This is a genomic window from Vibrio sp. 10N.222.55.C7, from assembly GCF_041473335.1.
Classification (GTDB): domain Bacteria; phylum Pseudomonadota; class Gammaproteobacteria; order Enterobacterales; family Vibrionaceae; genus Vibrio; species Vibrio crassostreae_C.
This window is the reverse complement of the sequence record NZ_JBFRSC010000014.1, coordinates 1-16280: the sequence shown is the minus strand read 5'-3', so window position 1 is coordinate 16280 and position 16280 is coordinate 1. Positions and strand designations below refer to the sequence as shown.

General features: G+C 45.9%; 14 protein-coding genes and 1 riboswitch. Of the genes, 7 read left to right on the top strand and 7 right to left on the bottom strand.

The annotated features are described in order from the left end of the window. Positions 1 to 60: 60 nt before the first annotated feature. The 3 genes from AB4482_RS04385 to glyQ form a co-directional block, all read right to left on the bottom strand. Positions 61 to 2148 carry an alpha-amylase gene (locus AB4482_RS04385; RefSeq protein ID WP_017058813.1) on the bottom strand — a complete coding sequence of 696 codons (2088 nt, stop codon included), beginning with the start codon at positions 2146 to 2148 and terminating at the stop codon, positions 61 to 63. 202 nt (positions 2149 to 2350) lie between these two features. Continuing rightward, positions 2351 to 4417, bottom strand: coding sequence for a glycine--tRNA ligase subunit beta (gene glyS, locus AB4482_RS04380; protein ID WP_017058814.1), 2067 nt, complete (start codon positions 4415 to 4417; stop codon positions 2351 to 2353). A gap of 2 nt (positions 4418 to 4419) precedes the next feature. Further along, positions 4420 to 5334, bottom strand: a complete 915-nt coding sequence (glyQ, locus tag AB4482_RS04375) for a glycine--tRNA ligase subunit alpha (protein WP_123322752.1) — start codon at positions 5332 to 5334, stop codon at positions 4420 to 4422. A gap of 210 nt (positions 5335 to 5544) precedes the next feature. Continuing rightward, a riboswitch (yybP-ykoY riboswitch) is annotated at positions 5545 to 5661 on the top strand. Positions 5662 to 5754: 93 nt separating this feature from the next. Between glyQ and AB4482_RS04370 the strand changes: the two genes are divergently transcribed. Beyond that, the gene (locus AB4482_RS04370) at positions 5755 to 6309 is read left to right on the top strand and encodes a TMEM165/GDT1 family protein (RefSeq protein ID WP_017058817.1); all 555 of its coding nucleotides are present in this window, start codon (positions 5755 to 5757) and stop codon (positions 6307 to 6309) included. A gap of 151 nt (positions 6310 to 6460) precedes the next feature. After that, positions 6461 to 6715: a hypothetical protein gene (locus AB4482_RS04365; protein ID WP_017058818.1), complete on the top strand. Its 255-nt coding sequence runs from the start codon at positions 6461 to 6463 to the stop codon at positions 6713 to 6715. 83 nt (positions 6716 to 6798) lie between these two features. Here AB4482_RS04365 and tusA read toward each other — a convergent pair whose 3' ends face one another. Beyond that, positions 6799 to 7050, bottom strand: a complete 252-nt coding sequence (gene tusA, locus AB4482_RS04360) for a sulfurtransferase TusA (protein WP_004736675.1) — start codon at positions 7048 to 7050, stop codon at positions 6799 to 6801. A 149-nt stretch (positions 7051 to 7199) separates the two neighbouring features. Between tusA and AB4482_RS04355 the strand changes: the two genes are divergently transcribed. Then, a complete protein-coding gene (locus AB4482_RS04355; RefSeq protein ID WP_004736674.1) occupies positions 7200 to 7385 on the top strand; it encodes a hypothetical protein in 186 nt (61 codons plus the stop codon). Between the two features lie 156 nt (positions 7386 to 7541). Then, a complete protein-coding gene (locus tag AB4482_RS04350; RefSeq protein WP_017058819.1) occupies positions 7542 to 8483 on the top strand; it encodes a LysR family transcriptional regulator in 942 nt (313 codons plus the stop codon). Between the two features lie 135 nt (positions 8484 to 8618). Here the strand turns inward: AB4482_RS04350 and AB4482_RS04345 are convergent, their stop codons facing one another. The 3 genes from AB4482_RS04345 to fadB form a co-directional block, all read right to left on the bottom strand. After that, positions 8619 to 9599, bottom strand: a complete 981-nt coding sequence (locus AB4482_RS04345) for an MDR family oxidoreductase (RefSeq protein WP_017058820.1) — start codon at positions 9597 to 9599, stop codon at positions 8619 to 8621. Positions 9600 to 9841: 242 nt separating this feature from the next. Next, positions 9842 to 11005, bottom strand: coding sequence for an acetyl-CoA C-acyltransferase FadA (fadA, locus tag AB4482_RS04340; RefSeq protein WP_017058821.1), 1164 nt, complete (start codon positions 11003 to 11005; stop codon positions 9842 to 9844). A 26-nt stretch (positions 11006 to 11031) separates the two neighbouring features. Continuing rightward, positions 11032 to 13203: a fatty acid oxidation complex subunit alpha FadB gene (gene fadB, locus AB4482_RS04335; protein ID WP_372128772.1), complete on the bottom strand. Its 2172-nt coding sequence runs from the start codon at positions 13201 to 13203 to the stop codon at positions 11032 to 11034. A 227-nt stretch (positions 13204 to 13430) separates the two neighbouring features. Between fadB and AB4482_RS04330 the strand changes: the two genes are divergently transcribed. From AB4482_RS04330 to hemG, 3 genes are read left to right on the top strand one after another with little or no spacing between them, the layout of a single operon-like run. Further along, complete coding sequence (locus AB4482_RS04330) at positions 13431 to 14054, top strand: YigZ family protein (protein ID WP_017058823.1); 624 nt, start codon at positions 13431 to 13433, stop codon at positions 14052 to 14054. A gap of 34 nt (positions 14055 to 14088) precedes the next feature. Next, positions 14089 to 15546: a TrkH family potassium uptake protein gene (locus AB4482_RS04325; protein ID WP_008223210.1), complete on the top strand. Its 1458-nt coding sequence runs from the start codon at positions 14089 to 14091 to the stop codon at positions 15544 to 15546. Positions 15547 to 15556: 10 nt separating this feature from the next. Then, positions 15557 to 16084, top strand: a complete 528-nt coding sequence (gene hemG / locus AB4482_RS04320) for a menaquinone-dependent protoporphyrinogen IX dehydrogenase (RefSeq protein WP_065584162.1) — start codon at positions 15557 to 15559, stop codon at positions 16082 to 16084. Positions 16085 to 16280: the final 196 nt, after the last annotated feature.

The window sequence follows — 16280 nt, the reverse complement described above, 5'->3', positions numbered from 1 at the left end:
ATAAAAAAAGGAGAAGCCTAAGCTTCCCCTTTAGTTTCTGGTGTTTATGTTAATGAAGGTTTAGTTCGAACCGGTATAAACGACTAATACCTTGTCATCTTGGTATTGGCGTTCGAACGCATAGTAGCCCTTGCTGTTACGGATGATGTGCTTACCCTGAGCAACGGCTGGGTGGCGTTGGCGGAATTGGCCAAGCGCTTGCCAGTGTTCTAGCAGCTCTGCACGTTCGCCAGTGATTTGATCCCAAGGCATGTCTGAGCGTGTGCCTTGCATTGGATCAGAACCCGTTGGGCCAAAGTCTCGGGCGATTTCATCGCCGTAATAGATCTGTACCGCACCGGGAGCCAGCATCAACGCGTTTGCAGCTTTGGTTTGTTTTGCAAAGTCACTGCCATGTTGTGTCCAGAATAGCGAGGTGTCGTGAGACGAAAGGTAACTCAGTACGTTGAACTCGCTGTCGTTGTTGATCTTCTCTGCGTATCGAAGGTAATCAGCATCAAGATCGGATAGGCACTTGAGCGCCTTTGGTGCGATATCACTCTGGAATTCAAAGTTGATGATCGAATCAAATCCGTTAGCGAAGTAATCTGATTTGACCACGCTGTGTGCCCATACTTCGCCAGTCATCCAGAAGGGTAAGTCATCCAAGGCCTTGTCTGGGTTGTTCTGTTTCCACTCGGCAAGTGCCTGGTTGGTGCTCTCTTTCAGTTCTGCCCATGCTTCGAGTTCAACGTGTTTAGCGGTATCGACCCTGAAACCATCGACACCATATTCGCGCACCCAATCCGATAACCAAGTGATTAAATGGTTACGAGGTGTTTTGAGTTCATCGGTCGCGCTGGTGGACTTATTGCGATAGAAATTAGGCAGCCCGATTGTCTCTGTCGACTCTGTTTTGAAATCGGGCAGATGCGCCAAAGACATGGTGAGGTTATTGTAGCCCGGAGAGTCATAGGCGCCGATATCGCTGCGTAGCCAAGCTTTGCCCCACCACTTTTCCCACGCTTCTTTGTCGCTGTAAGAGATGTAGTTGTTGAAGTAGTGCCAGTTCTGACCTTTGGCAGGTTGCCAATCTGTCCAGTTTTCGCCAAGTGTTTGCTTGGCTTCTTCGTCAGTTAGGTTGAGCTTACCAAAATCAAACTCTTGCATGTCGGCAAGCGTCGCATAGCCGGTGTGGTTCATTACCACATCCCAAACAACACGAATGCCTTTGCTATGCGCGGTATCGATGAAGGTTTTTAGCTCGTCTTCGGTGCCCATGTTGTCATCGAGCTTGGTCCAATCTTGATGGTAGTAGCCGTGGTAGCCGTAGTGTTTGAAGTCACCTCGATCACCGCCGCCAACCCAGCCGTGGATTTGCTCTAACGGAGACGTTATCCAGATAGCATTAGCACCGAGTGATTCTATGTAATCGAGTTTTTCGGTTAAGCCTGCCAAGTCACCACCGTGGAAGGTGCCGATTTCGTCTTGTCCATCTTGGCTGCGACCGTAACTGTTGTCGTTATCAGGATTACCATTGTGGAAACGGTCAGTCATTACGAAGTAAACCGTGGCGTTATCCCAACTAAAGTCAGCTTTGGTTTCTGGTTCTACTTTCTCAAGCAGCAGAACACCTTGGCTATTTTCTGCTGGCTGCATGGTGACGCTGCCATTCGTTACTGTGACTTGTTTGCCTGAAAGAGCGTCTCTAACCACGGTGCCATCATCAAAGGTTTGAGCAACGTCGATGATGGTTGGTTCGTCACTAGGAACCGGACAAGCAAAGCTTTGTACTTGTTGTTGCTTCGGCTTTATCTGAACGGTCAGTTCATTGGTTTGTGGGTTGAGCATAAACTGATAGGTGTTAGCGCGAAAGATCTTGATATCTAATTCAGACTTCTCGGCGCAGTCGTCTAGGCGAAGGGGTTTATTGAATTTGATGCGGTTTTCTTCAGCCAGCGCATAGTTGGTGCCACAGGTATTTTGAGTATCGCTGATAGAGAAGGTATAGCTACCTTTCGCGAGTTCCTGTTCTGCAATCACGGTGCCTTTACCGGATGATTCGAATACGACAGTGTCGTTATCAATTGTCAGTAATAGGTTGTTGTCACTGGTTTGGCTGCATGCGCTGAGTGCGAGTATTGAAAGCGCGAGTACTGTTTTTTTCATTGTTCCCTTCCCCTGAATAAACAGGTCAGTTATAGCAAACAATGCCCTCTACAGTCTGAGTGCTGTTTCATTCAGTTAATCAATAAGACCTCTACAAACAAATGCTTGGTTCACAAAAACAAAAAGGGAAGCTTTCGCTTCCCTTTGGGTGTTTACCGTTAATTACTCAGAGTATGACTTAGAGTAATTGTCTCACTTGTGCTTATTTTTGCAGTAGAGAGATGTCAGCAATCTGTAGGAACAGGTTACGTAGGTTGTTCAGTAGCGTTAGACGGTTCTTCTTAAGCGCTTCGTCATCAGCCATAACCATTACGTTATCGAAGAATGCATCAACTGGTTCACGTAGATCAGCAAGCTTGCTTAGGGCTTCTTGGTAGTTACCTGTTGCGAATGCTGGTTCTAGTGCTTCCGTCATTACTTCAACGTTTTCAGCCAGTGCTTTCTCTGCGTCTTCTTGAAGAAGCGTTAGGTCGATTTCAGCTGGTAGCTCGCCATCGAATTTCGCAAGGATATTACCTACACGCTTGTTCGCTGCTGCTAGTGCTTCTGCTGCTTCCAGTTCACGGAAGTGAGAAACCGCTTTAACACGTTGGTCAAAGTCAGCAGGCTTAGTTGGACGACGTGCTAGTACCGCTTGGATGATATCAACGCTGAAACCAGCATCTTGGTACCATGCGCGGAAACGACCTAGCATGAAGTCGATAACGTCAGCTTCTACGTTTTTGTTAGTCAGCTTGTCGCCTAGTAGCTCTTTCGCTTTGCCGATCAGATCGGTTAGGTCTAGGTTGTAGCCGTTTTCAACGATGATACGTAGCACACCTAGAGACGCACGACGAAGTGCAAATGGGTCAGAACCTTTTGGTGCTTGGCCAATACCGAAGATACCTACGATAGTGTCTAGCTTGTCTGCCATTGCTACTGCTGAAGAGATACCAGTGCTTGGTAGATCGTCACCCGCGAAACGAGGCATGTATTGCTCGTAAAGTGCCAGTGCAACTTGCTCGTCTTCACCGTCGTGAGTCGCGTAGTGCATGCCCATCACACCTTGAGTATCCGTAAATTCGAATACCATAGAGGTCATTAGGTCACACTTAGCCAGTAGGCCAGCACGTTTAGACTTTTCAACGTCAGCATCGATTTGCTCAGCAATGTAGCCTGCAAGCTCTGTGATGCGGTCTGTTTTGTCTTTGATAGTACCCAATTGCTTCTGGAAGATAGCCTGGTCTAGTTCAGCAAGACGGTCGATAAGCGGGCGCTTACGGTCTGTGTTGAAGAAGAATTCAGCATCAGCAAGACGTGGGCGTACCACTTTCTCGTTACCTTCGATAACGTGACGAGGCTCTTTAGACTCGATGTTCGATACGAAGATGAAGTTCGGTAGTAGCTTCTTGTTGTCATCGTAAACAGGGAAGTACTTTTGGTCACCCTTCATGGTGTAAACCAAAGCTTCAGAAGGGACTTTTAGGAACTCTTCTTCAAACTTCGCTGTCAGTACTACTGGCCATTCAACCAGAGACGTTACTTCTTCAACAAGGTCATCTTCTAGGTCAGCTGTACCGCCAACCGCAGCTGCCGCTTTTTGCGAATCAGCAAGGATGATCGCTTTACGCGCTTCGTAATCTGCCATTACTTTACCGCGCTCTTCTAGGATCGCAGGGTATTGGTCAGCAGAGTCGATTGTGAACTCTTGTTCGCCCATGAAACGGTGGCCACGGATAGTACGAGCAGATGCTACGCCTAGGATTTCGCCTTCAACAAGCTCATCACCTAGTAGTACTGTCAGTGTTTTTACTGGACGGATAAATTGAATGTCTGAGTTACCCCAGCGCATTGCTTTAGGAATTGGTAGGCCAGCCAGTGCTTTCGCAGCAATGTCCATCACCAATTCTTGAACTGGTTTGCCAGCTACTTCTTGTTTGAAAAGAAGCCACTCGCCTTTGTCTGTTTTCAGACGGTCAGCTTGCTCAACAGTAATACCGTTACCACGAGCCCAACCTTGTGCCGCTTTGGTCGCGTTGCCTTCAGCATCGAACGCCACAGAAACAGCAGGGCCACGTTTCTCAACCACTTTGTCTGCTTGGCCTTCAGCCAGTGCAGTTACTTTAAGTGCTAGACGACGAGGTGCTGCGTACCACTTGATGCCTTCGTGAGAAAGCTCAGCCGTTTTAAGACCTGCTTCAAAGTTAGAAGCAAAGGCTTCTGCTAGAGAACGAAGTGCTGTTGGTGGAAGCTCTTCCGTACCCAGTTCAATTAGAAAATTCTTCGCCATGATTATTTGTCCTTCTTACACATTGGGAAGCCAAGCGCTTCACGTGACGCGTAGTACGCCTCAGCAACTGATTTAGTCAGGTTGCGGATACGAAGGATGTAACGTTGACGCTCTGTTACAGAGATAGCTTTGCGCGCATCAAGGATGTTGAATGCGTGACCTGCTTTTAGAATGCGCTCGTAAGCTGGAAGCGGAAGTGGCTTCTCAAGCTCAAGTAGCTCTTTACACTCTTTCTCGCACTGATCGAAGAAAGTGAATAAGAAATCTACGTCTGCGTACTCGAAGTTGTAGGTTGATTGCTCAACTTCGTTTTGGTGGAAGATGTCACCGTAAGTCACGTTAGAACCGTCTGGTGCTACGTTCCATACTAGGTCGTAAACAGAATCTACTTCCTGGATGTACATTGCTAGACGCTCGATACCGTAAGTGATCTCACCTGTTACAGGTTTACACTCAAGGCCGCCAACCTGTTGGAAGTAAGTAAACTGTGTTACTTCCATGCCGTTTAGCCATACTTCCCAACCAAGGCCCCATGCGCCTAGTGTTGGGTTTTCCCAGTTATCTTCAACGAAGCGAATGTCGTGAACAAGTGGGTCAACACCAAGAACCTCTAGGGAGCCTAGGTACAACTCTTGGATATTGTCTGGCGATGGTTTTAGCGCTACTTGGAATTGGTAGTAGTGCTGCAGACGGTTCGGGTTTTCACCGTAACGGCCATCGGTCGGACGACGAGAAGGTTGAACGTAAGCTGTAGACATTGGCTCTGGGCCAAGTGCTCGTAGACATGTCATTGGGTGAGAGGTGCCTGCACCTACTTCCATATCTAGAGGTTGAACAATGGTACAACCGTTTTGAGCCCAGTAATCCTGCAGCGCGAGGATCATTCCCTGGAAGGTTTTGATATCGTATTTTTGCATAGTCAGGTTCGCGCGATTCTTTTAAATGAATGAGAAAAATAACCTCTGAGTATACCGAGATATTCGTAAAGCGAGTAGGGGTAATCTTGTTTAATTAGTGGTCTAAAATGTCGTTTAGTGGATTTTTGTGCCTTTAATGTTTGTTTTTCGGCACAAGTGGATATTTTGATAACTTTGACACTTGTGTTTGAAAGCATGGGCTATTAAAATCTCGCGGTCTTTGGGGAGTAGCTTACTTATTCATATCCTATTGAATGAGTTCGTTCGTCAACATAATTGATGCAAAATCATCATGGCGTTCGAGGCAACCACCACCTTGGTGGTGCTTAGCAAGACCATAGACAAGCATCGTGAACCGGGATGGGGCGCGAGGTTTGTCTTTGGTTAAATATAATAATCCCCATCCCAAATGAGCATGTCGTGAGCGTTTTAGCAATTTCAATTACAACTGTCGCCTTAGCCGAGATCGGTGATAAGACTCAGTTGCTATCTCTTTTATTAGCCAGTCGATATCGCAAGCCGATACCTATCATCGCAGCTATCTTCTTTGCCACCATTGCCAATCATGCCCTTGCAGCATGGCTCGGGGTCGTGGTTGCTGATTATCTTTCACCTGAAGTATTAAAGTGGGTGCTGGTGGTCAGTTTCATTGCGATGGCTGGCTGGATTTTGATTCCCGATAAGTTAGATGACGATGAACAGATCTCAAACCGAGGACCGTTTGTCGCCAGTTTTATCGCTTTCTTTATTGCTGAGATCGGCGATAAAACCCAAATTGCGACCTCTATCCTAGGGGCTCAATATGCGGATGCATTAGCGTGGGTGATTCTGGGTACAACCATTGGTATGTTGCTGGCAAATGTGCCTGTGGTGATCATCGGTAAGCTCTCTGCTGATAAGATGCCTCTTGATCTGATTCGTAAGATCACAGCCTTGCTATTCGTGGGTTTAGCTATCGCTGCTGCTTTCTATTAACAGGTGGTATTGAGTCTTATTATACTCAATCAGTAGAGTAATGTGTTGTAGGTCATACTCTTACAGTATTGTGGGGTTTATCGAGCGAATGGACATATAACTGTCATACTTGTCATGATATTTTAATCTTGTGAGTTAAGAACACGAGGGCATGATTATGTTGACGCGTTATATGGGTATTACTCCACAAAGCCAAAGTTATCTATTTACTTTTGGTCTTGCACTTACACTGTTAGGCATGGTGTTGACGGACATGTGGCTGCCAATGGTCGCGGGTGCCATCATCATGACTGCACTTGCGGTAGAGGCTTGGATTCGGGTCGCGCATATTATTCCGATGCGTAAAGATATCCGAGAAATTCAGCATCAGCTGGAGCATCTGCAAAACAAATCTAGAAGCGAATAAATAAAAAGCCGCTCGTACTCTGAGTTCTGTTTAAGAACATAAGGTACGAGCGGCTTTTTTGATACTTGATAGTCGGTGGGGCGTTACGCCTCCAATCCCTTTCTGATCAAATACTGGTAAGGCAACGTTTCTGTTGCTTGGCCTACCAACTGGTGATCCATGAATCGACAAAAGCTCGGAATATCTCGAGTTGTCGAAGGATCGTCAGCTTTTACCAGTAACACATCGCCATCCTGCATGTTTCTAATTGTCTTCCTGACCATCATTACTGGTTCCGGGCAACGCAGGCCTTCAGCTTCTAAAGTATGGGTTGCCAGTTCAGGTTTGAATGTCATGGTTTGTATCTCTATATCTATCTAACGAGTGAATAATACGTCTGCAGAAAAAATATGCAATAAGTGCTTGGCAAACAGAATCATTTCCTATAAATTAGTTAACAAGTTGATAACAACTTGAAGCAAAGGCAACTAGCTAAGGAGTGGCGATGTTGACAGGATTAGATAGATTAACAATTTATTCGGTTCTCTGTTTTATTTCTTTTTGTGCGTTAGTACTACGCTCATCGACAGAGACCTCACTGATGCCTATTTTTGGCATAGTAGCAACGATTATTGGTATTTGGGTAGAGATGCGCCGTTGGCAAGGCATAGCCGAAGAGCAAGAGCACTAACCCGAATACAGCAAGCGAATTCCGATACGACAACATTCCGACACTATCCCCCAATTTTCTTGGGCTTCCCCGCGTAATTGCGGGATTTTTTTTATCTAAAGCATGCTATAAACAACTTAGTGACTAATGGCAATCGTATACAGCTAGGTAAGTGGCGTGGAATTAGAAGACATCTATCGTAGAGACCTTAATTTATTGGTCGCTTTAAAGGTATTGATTGAAGAGGGCAGCGTAAGCCAGGCCGCGCTTCGTCTTAACTTAAGCCAATCCGCAACCAGTCGAGTATTAGGGCGTTTAAGAGAATTACTAAACGATCCGTTGTTTACACGTCAAGGTCAGCACCTTATTCCTACCAAGAAAGCACTCGAGATCAGTCAGCGTATTGATCAGCCTTTGGAGTCTTTTCGCCAATTGCTGAGTCCGAGTGACTTTGACCCTTACTATTGCAGCGAACGTTTTCTGATCGCTACCACCGATTATGCGATGCAAACCATCTTGCCTTATGCGTTGCCTAAGATTTATGAACAAGCACCCAATATCTCTTTGGAGTTTGCTCCGTTGCAGCATGAGCATTTGTTTAAACAGCTCAGCACCGAACGCGTTGATATGGCGATCTGTCGTCCGAGTGGCAGCATTGCACCACTTCATCAAGAAGTCTTGGGGCCGGTTGGTGTATCGTGTCTGTTATCTAAAAACCATCCATTAGCCGATCAACCTTTAAGCCTTGCAGACTATGTTTCACTCCCACATGCGATGATTGCGATCAGTGATGGTGTTAAGGCTTTATTGGACAACGCTTTAGCTAATCAACAACCCAGAAAAATGGTACTGCGTGCTTATCACCTTGAAGCGGCATTGGCGATTGTCGATAGAATGCCGTTGGTGATTACTGTGCCTGCTGATTTGGCTTATTTGGTAGCAGAGCGTTATGACTTGGTTGTTAAGCCATTACCATTTGAATTTATGCCGTTTGATTACTCACTGATCTGGCACTCGCGTTGCGATTCTTCTGCTTCACAACAATGGTTAAGAAGAGTGGTAAAAGAAGAGTGTGGTGAGTTGATTCAAAAACGGATTGCGGATGTCGGTTTGGGTTAACCGGATCTGAGTCTGAGTTCACTTGACCCGAATGACAAAAACGCAAAAGGGCTGATAAAAATCAGCCCTTTGTTGTTTTGGGTTATCCAAGCCTAAAGCTGTTGCTTAAGGTTTGATAATTTTATGTTTGAGAGCCTATAGTTTAATGACTACGCGACCAGTGATTTGACCGTTAGTGATGTCTTCTGCTGCTTGAATTGCACCGTCTAAAGACACTTCTTTGGTTGCTTGAGCGTAGAAAGATTCTGGTAGTAGCTCAGCCAGTTGTTCCCACGCTTTAATACGTTTTTCACGAGGGCACATTACAGAATCAACACCTTGTAGGCGAACGTTACGCAGAATGAATGGCATTACCGTGGTTGGTAAGTCAAAACCGCCTGCTAGACCACACATCGCAACCGCACCGTTGTAATCAATTTGCGCCAATACTTTCGCAAGCACTTTGCTGCCTACCGTATCGATAGCGCCAGCCCACAGTTGTTTTTCTAGTGGCTTAGCTGGTTCTTCTAGTTCAGCACGCTCTACAATACGTGTCGCGCCTAGTGATTTAAGTAGTTCACCGTTTACAGAAGCACGGCCAGTCACTGCTGCCACTTTGTAGCCCAGTTGGTTTAGTAGAGTGATAGATACGCTACCTACACCGCCACTTGCGCCGGTAACTAGGATTTCACCGTCTTCAGGCTTGATGCCAGCATCGACAATAGCTTGAACACAAAGCATTGCTGTGAAGCCTGCTGTACCAATCGCCATTACTTTCTTAGCGTCTAGACCTTTAGGCATCGGCACTAACCAGTCACCGTTTAGGCTTGCTTTCTCAGCCATGCCGCCCCAGTGACCTTCACCAACACCCCAACCAGTTAGAACCACTTCGTCGCCTGCTTTGTAGCGAGGGTCATCAGATTGTGAAACCACACCAGAAAGGTCGATACCAGGAACCATAGGGAAGTTGCGAACAATGCGCCCTTTACCTGTAATCGCCAAACCATCTTTGTAGTTCAAAGAAGAGTAGCTAACATCAATCTTCACGTTACCTTCTGGTAATTGAGATTCTTCAATTTGAGAAACTGACGCGATAGTTTTTTTGTCTTCTTGGTTTAGTACAAGTGCTTTAAACATGATCTGCTCCGTGGAGGAATATTAGGAAACTGAAGTAACTTTAGTTGAATCATCCGAGAAAAAATAATGAAACATCAACATTGAATATATGCGTTTTGTGCATAGATGTCAGGGTTGGTTTTTCTCTCGTTGAGTTCGCTGAACACAATCGATGCATTGTTGGATGCCAAGCAATAAAAAGTGCAGCTATATAAATATAGCTGCACAAAAGATTACCCTTCAAGTATTACCGTCAGTGATCGCTATGGGCGTTCAAATACCGTTGCAATACCTTGGCCTAAACCAATACACATGGTCGCTAAGCCGTATTTCACATCTTGTGCTTCCATCAGGTTGATTAGGGTCGTCGAGATACGAGAACCAGAACAGCCTAGTGGGTGACCAAGAGCAATCGCACCGCCGTTAAGGTTTACTTTCTCATCAACCACATCCAGTAGACCTAGGTCTTTCGCACATGGAAGAGATTGAGCGGCAAACGCTTCGTTGAGCTCAATTACACCCATATCTTCAATGGTTAGGCCCGCACGTTTTAGTGCTTTTTGGGTTGCTGGTACTGGGCCGTAACCCATGATTGAAGGATCACAGCCTGCGATAGCCATCGACTTCACGCGAGCACGAATCTTAAGGCCAAGTGCGTTGGCTTTCTCTTCGCTCATGATAAGCATTGCAGAAGCACCATCAGACAATGCTGATGAAGTACCTGCTGTTACCGTACCGTTTGCTGGGTCAAATACAGGACGCAGTTGGGATAGGCCTTCAACCGTGGTTTCAGGACGAATCACTTCGTCGTAGTCTAGGGTAAATAGAGAACCATCTGCTGCGTGAGCTTCGGTTGGCAGGATTTCATTTTTGAAACGACCTTCAACTGTTGCTGCTTGAGCGCGAGCATGTGAGCGTGCTGCGAATGCATCTTGGTCTTCACGGCTAATACCGTGCATTTTACCTAGCATCTCAGCGGTTAGGCCCATCATACCGGCAGCTTTCGCTACGTGTTTCGACATGCCAGGGTGAAAATCAACACCGTGGTTCATTGGTACGTGGCCCATGTGCTCCACACCACCGATCAGGCAGATTTCAGCATCACCAACCATGATAGAGCGAGTTGCATCATGCAGAGCTTGCATAGATGAACCACATAAACGGTTGACCGTCACCGCACCAATCTCAATCGGTAGACCAGCAAGCAAGGCAGCGTTACGTGCAACGTTGAAGCCTTGCTCTAGCGTTTGTTGTACACAACCCCAGTAAATATCTTCAATTTCGACAGGGTTTACTTCTGGGTTGCGCTCTAAAATGCCTTTCATCAAATGTGCCGACAGATCTTCAGCACGAGTGTGACGGAAAGCTCCACCTTTGGAACGTCCCATTGGGGTACGAAGGCAATCAACAACAACTACATTTTTCATTTTGCTATTCCTTTTCCAAATGTGGGTTACAGAGAACTGGCTTGTTGGCTGTCGTAAAAGCTTTCGCCCTTCGCTGCCATATCAAGCAATAGCTGAGGTACTTGGTACATTGCACCTAAGTCTTGGTAGCCTTTCGCCATTTCAACGAAGTTACCAATGCCCACACTGTCTAAGTAGCGGAATACGCCGCCTCTGAATGGAGGGAAGCCTAAACCGTAAACCAGTGCCATATCCGCTTCTTGCGGTGTCGCGATAATGCCTTCTTCTAGACAAAGCACCACTTCGTTGATCATTGGAATCATCACGCGCTGGATAATTGTTTGGTCATCAAAGTCTTGCGGTTGTTGGCATACGTCAGCCAAGATAGGAAGAATCTCTTCAGAGAAGGTTTTCTTAGGACGACCGCGTTTGTCTACGCTGTATGTGTAGAAACCGCTGCCGTTCTTCTGGCCGTATTTTTCAGCAACGTAAAGTGCATCAATCGCATCACGACCTTCTTTGCCCATACGCTCTGGGAAACCTTGCGCCATCACAGCTTGTGCGTGGTGTGCAGTGTCTAGGCCTACAACGTCTAGTAAGTAAGCCGGGCCCATTGGCCAACCGAACTTGCGCTCCATCACTTTATCGATCTTAGTGAAATCAGCACCGTCGCGTAGCAACATGCTGAAACCGCCAAAGTAAGGGAAAAGTACACGGTTAACGAAGAAGCCTGGGCAGTCGTTAACAACGATTGGGGATTTACCCATCTTCGCTGCGTAAGCAACCACGCGATTGATGGTCTCTTCTGAAGTTTGTTCACCACGGATGATCTCAACCAAAGGCATGCGATGCACAGGGTTAAAGAAGTGCATGCCACAGAAGTTTTCTGGGCGCTTCAGTGATTTCGCTAGCAGGTTGATCGGAATTGTAGAGGTGTTTGATGTTAGAACCGTGTCTTCACCAACCAAACCTTCCACTTCGCTCAGTACTGCTGCTTTTACTTTCGGGTTTTCTACTACTGCTTCAACAATCACATCCGACTGTTCTACACCCGCGTAATGCAGGCTTGGAGTAATAGAAGACAGAATACCTGCCATCTTGAATCCATCTAAGCGACCGCGTGATAAGCGTTTATTCAACAGCTTAGATGCTTCGTTCATACCTAGATCAAGCGATGCTTGTGCGATGTCTTTCATCATCACTGGCACGCCTTTTAGAGCTGATTGGTAAGCAATACCGCCGCCCATGATACCTGCACCAAGTACGGCTGCACGCTCAGTTGCTTTGTTTGCTGACTTACCCGCTTGTTTCGCTAAGCCTTTGATGTACTGGTCATTCAGGAATAAGCCAACTAATGCTTTTGCTTCTTCCGATTTCGCTAGCTTAACGAAGTGCTTACGTTCGATGTCGAGTGCTGCATCGCGATTGCTGCGTGCTGCTTCTTCAATCGCAATCACAGAAGTAATCGGAGCTGGGTAGTGAGGCCCTGCTTTTTGAGCAACTAAGCCCTTCGCCATGGTAAAGCTCATCATCGCTTCGAGTTTGCTTAGTGAAAGCGCTGATGTCTTTTGTTTACGGCGTAGCTGCCAGTCTAATTTTTCATTAGCAGCCAGAGAAACGGTATTGATTGCCGATTCTAGTAACTGGTCTGTTTCAACAATCGCATCTAACAAGCCAACTTTAAGCGCTTCATCTGCACGGCATGCTTTGCCTTGCGTGATAATTTCCATTGCGCTGTCAGCACCGATAACACGAGGTAGGCGTACACAACCACCAAAACCAGGCATGATGCCAAGTTTGGTTTCAGGTAGGCCAATGCTGGTGGTCTTGTCACCGATACGGAAATCGGTAGCGAGTACACATTCACAGCCGCCGCCAAGGGCATGGCCACGCATCATTGAAAGAGTTGGGACAGGAAGGTCTTCGAGCTTGCTGAAGATTGAATTAGCGAATCTTAACCATTCATCAAGTTCTGCTTCTGGCTTAGCAAATAGGCCAAGAAATTCAGTGATGTCTGCGCCTACAATGAACGCGTCTTTGTTTGAAGTTAAGATTAAACCACGTAATCCTGCGTGAGCATTAAGAGCATCTAACGCTTTATCTAGTGATTCTAAAGTAGCAAGGTCGAGTTTGTTTACAGAGGCTGGTGCACAGAAGCTTAATTCCGCAATACCATCTTGTAATTCCTTTACCTGTAGGGTGTTAGCTTGGTAAATCATTGTCTATCTCCATGACATACAATCCACGATTGTTTGAGAGAATCTTGTTATCTTTCTATTATTGTAGAATACCTGGTAAGACCAGTTATCTTAGTCTGTACCTCTGCTTGATTAATTTCAATACATTTTTTAAACAATTGTTTAACATTGTGCGATAGCACAGATCCTCTAACCCTTATTATTCACGCGTGATACACTTCGTCGCTCTTATTAACTAAGTTAACGATATGAATGAACAGCCTTATTTAATACCTTCTGCGTCGGCTCTGTTTGAAGAAGAGATAAAAAAGAGCGTCTTTATTACGCATCTTGCTCATACTCCAAGTGTTGAAGCTGCAAAACAGTTCGTAGAACAGGTGAAAAAAGAGCATTCTTCAGCACGACATAACTGTTGGGGTTTTGTTGCTGGTCGACCTGAAGACTCAATGCTTTGGGGTTTCAGTGATGATGGTGAACCCTCGGGTACAGCGGGTAAGCCTATCTTGGCGCAACTATCGGGCTCTGGTGTCGGTGAATTAACGGCTGTTGTGACGCGCTACTCTGGCGGAATTAAGCTTGGAACCGGCGGTTTGGTTAAGGCTTACGGCGGTGGCGTACAACAAGCTCTCAAGCTGCTTCAAACTATCGAGAAAAAAATAACCACAAAATTACGGCTAGAGTTAGACTATGGCTTTGTGCCGATCGCACAATCCATCATGGCTCAGCATCAGGCTGTTGAGGTCCAAGCGGATTATGGTGTTCAAGTTGAGCTTATTATTGAAATAGAGCTCCTTCAGGTAGATTCGTTTACCCAAACCATGATCAATAAAAGCGGTGCTAAGGCACTGGTAACGAAAGTCAAAGACAACTAGGAAGTGTGAAGCATTTCGCTTCGTTCAATAGCTCATGCAATTTCGCTCAATTATTCGAATCGTCGGATTATTATTAGCACTTTTTAGTGTATCAATGCTTGCTCCTGCGCTCGTCGCACTGATCTATCGAGATGGTGCGGGTGTGCCATTTGTGACGACCTTCTTCGTTCTCTTATTCTGTGGAGCAACTTGCTGGTTTCCAAACCGACGTTATAAGCATGAATTGAAAGCGCGTGATGGCTTTTTGATTGTTGTTCTGTTTTGGACGGTAATCGGTAGTGCGGGTGCGCTGCCGTTTTTGATCGCCGATAACCCCAATGTGTCGGTAACCGATGCTTTCTTCGAATCCTTCTCTGCATTAACTACGACAGGTGCGACCGTAATTGTCGGCCTCGATGATCTGCCTAAGGCGATTCTTTTTTATCGTCAGTTCCTACAATGGTTTGGTGGTATGGGTATCATCGTATTAGCGGTAGCTATCCTCCCTGTTCTGGGTATCGGTGGTATGCAGTTATATCGTGCTGAAATCCCGGGTCCAGTAAAAGATAGCAAGATGACTCCGCGTATTGCTGAAACGGCAAAAGCGCTTTGGTACATCTACCTGAGCTTAACCATTGCTTGTGCAGTGGCGTTTTGGCTTGCTGGGATGAGCTTCTTTGATGCCATCAGTCATAGCTTCTCTACTATTGCGATTGGTGGCTTCTCGACTCACGATGCGAGCATGGGGTATTTCAATAGCCCTGCGATCAACATGATTACAGTTGTGTTCCTTCTTATATCCGCATGTAACTATTCGCTTCACTTTGCTGCATTTGCTTCAGGTGGTGTGCATCCTAAGTATTATTGGAAAGATCCTGAGTTCCGCGCCTTTATCTTTATTCAGGCAGTACTGTTCTTGGTTTGTTTCTTATTACTGCTCAATCATCACTCTTATGATTCGTACTACGATGCTTTCGACCAAGCCTTGTTCCAAACCGTGTCTATCTCTACGACCGCGGGTTTTACAACGACGGGTTTCTCAGAGTGGCCATTGTTCTTACCCGTACTGCTTTTGTTCTCTTCTTTTATAGGGGGATGTGCAGGTTCTACGGGTGGTGGTATGAAAGTGATTCGAATCTTACTACTTACTCTGCAAGGTGCTCGTGAAATGAAGCGTCTTGTTCACCCACGGGCTGTCTATACCATCAAGGTTGGCGGTTCTGCACTACCACAACGTGTTGTAGATGCGGTCTGGGGCTTCTTCTCTGCATACGCATTAGTGTTTGTGGTTTGTATGCTGGCTCTTATTGCAACTGGTATGGACGAGTTGAGTGCTTTCTCTGCGGTAGCGGCGACATTAAATAACCTTGGCCCGGGCCTTGGTGAAGTCGCGGTGCACTTTGGCGATGTGAACGACAAAGCAAAATGGGTACTTATCGTATCTATGCTGTTTGGCCGATTAGAAATCTTCACCTTATTAATCTTATTGACCCCTACGTTTTGGCGTAGCTAAGGACAACATTGTGGCAAAAGCTCTATTTTTGTATTCAAGCCGTGAAGGGCAGACCAAGAAAATCTTGAACTATATAAAAGAAGAAATGAGTGAGTTCGAATGTGAGCTTCAAGATCTGCACACTATTGGCAAGGTGGACTTTGCTCAGTACGACAGAGTGTTGATTGGCGCATCGATTCGTTATGGCCACCTTAATAAGAAGCTATATCAATTTATTGATGCCAACCTTACTCAGTTGCAATCAAGCAAGGTTGCGTTCTTCTGTGTTAACTTAACGGCGCGTAAAGAAGACCAAGGCAAAGATACACCAGAAGGCAGTGCGTATATTAAGAAGTTCCTTACCAAGTCTCCATGGCAGCCGACTTTAATCGGTGTATTTGCAGGTGCCCTCTATTACCCACGTTATAACTGGTTCGATAGAACCATGATCCGCTTTATTATGAATATGACAGGTGGTGAAACGGATACAACGAAGGAAGTTGAGTACACAAACTGGGAAAAAGTCTCTTTGTTCACTGAAAAACTGAAGAATATGTAAGATAAAAGCCTACTTTTGAGGCGTTTTGAGTTCTTTTTAATCGAACGAATAAAAAAACGAAAAAAACTTAAAAAAGGGCTTGCCAGTGTGATCGAAATCTCTATAATGCCACCTCGCTGACACGGGATGGCTTCTTAGGAAACCAGAACGAATCAGCAAGCCAAATTAGCCAAGCCAAGCGCTTGAAAAAAGTTTT

Excerpts from the sequence above, each read along its gene's own strand:
- AB4482_RS04385 (WP_017058813.1), bottom strand. The coding sequence starts at position 2,148 with ATGAAAAAAACAGTACTCGCGCTTTCAATACTCGCACTCAGCGCATGC.
- glyS (WP_017058814.1), bottom strand. The coding sequence starts at position 4,417 with ATGGCGAAGAATTTTCTAATTGAACTGGGTACGGAAGAGCTTCCACCA.
- glyQ (WP_123322752.1), bottom strand. The coding sequence starts at position 5,334 with ATGCAAAAATACGATATCAAAACCTTCCAGGGAATGATCCTCGCGCTG.
- AB4482_RS04365 (WP_017058818.1), top strand. The coding sequence starts at position 6,461 with ATGATTATGTTGACGCGTTATATGGGTATTACTCCACAAAGCCAAAGT.
- tusA (WP_004736675.1), bottom strand. The coding sequence starts at position 7,050 with ATGACATTCAAACCTGAACTGGCAACCCATACTTTAGAAGCTGAAGGC.
- AB4482_RS04355 (WP_004736674.1), top strand. The coding sequence starts at position 7,200 with ATGTTGACAGGATTAGATAGATTAACAATTTATTCGGTTCTCTGTTTT.
- AB4482_RS04345 (WP_017058820.1), bottom strand. The coding sequence starts at position 9,599 with ATGTTTAAAGCACTTGTACTAAACCAAGAAGACAAAAAAACTATCGCG.
- fadA (WP_017058821.1), bottom strand. The coding sequence starts at position 11,005 with ATGAAAAATGTAGTTGTTGTTGATTGCCTTCGTACCCCAATGGGACGT.
- fadB (WP_372128772.1), bottom strand. The coding sequence starts at position 13,203 with ATGATTTACCAAGCTAACACCCTACAGGTAAAGGAATTACAAGATGGT.
- AB4482_RS04330 (WP_017058823.1), top strand. The coding sequence starts at position 13,431 with ATGAATGAACAGCCTTATTTAATACCTTCTGCGTCGGCTCTGTTTGAA.
- AB4482_RS04325 (WP_008223210.1), top strand. The coding sequence starts at position 14,089 with ATGCAATTTCGCTCAATTATTCGAATCGTCGGATTATTATTAGCACTT.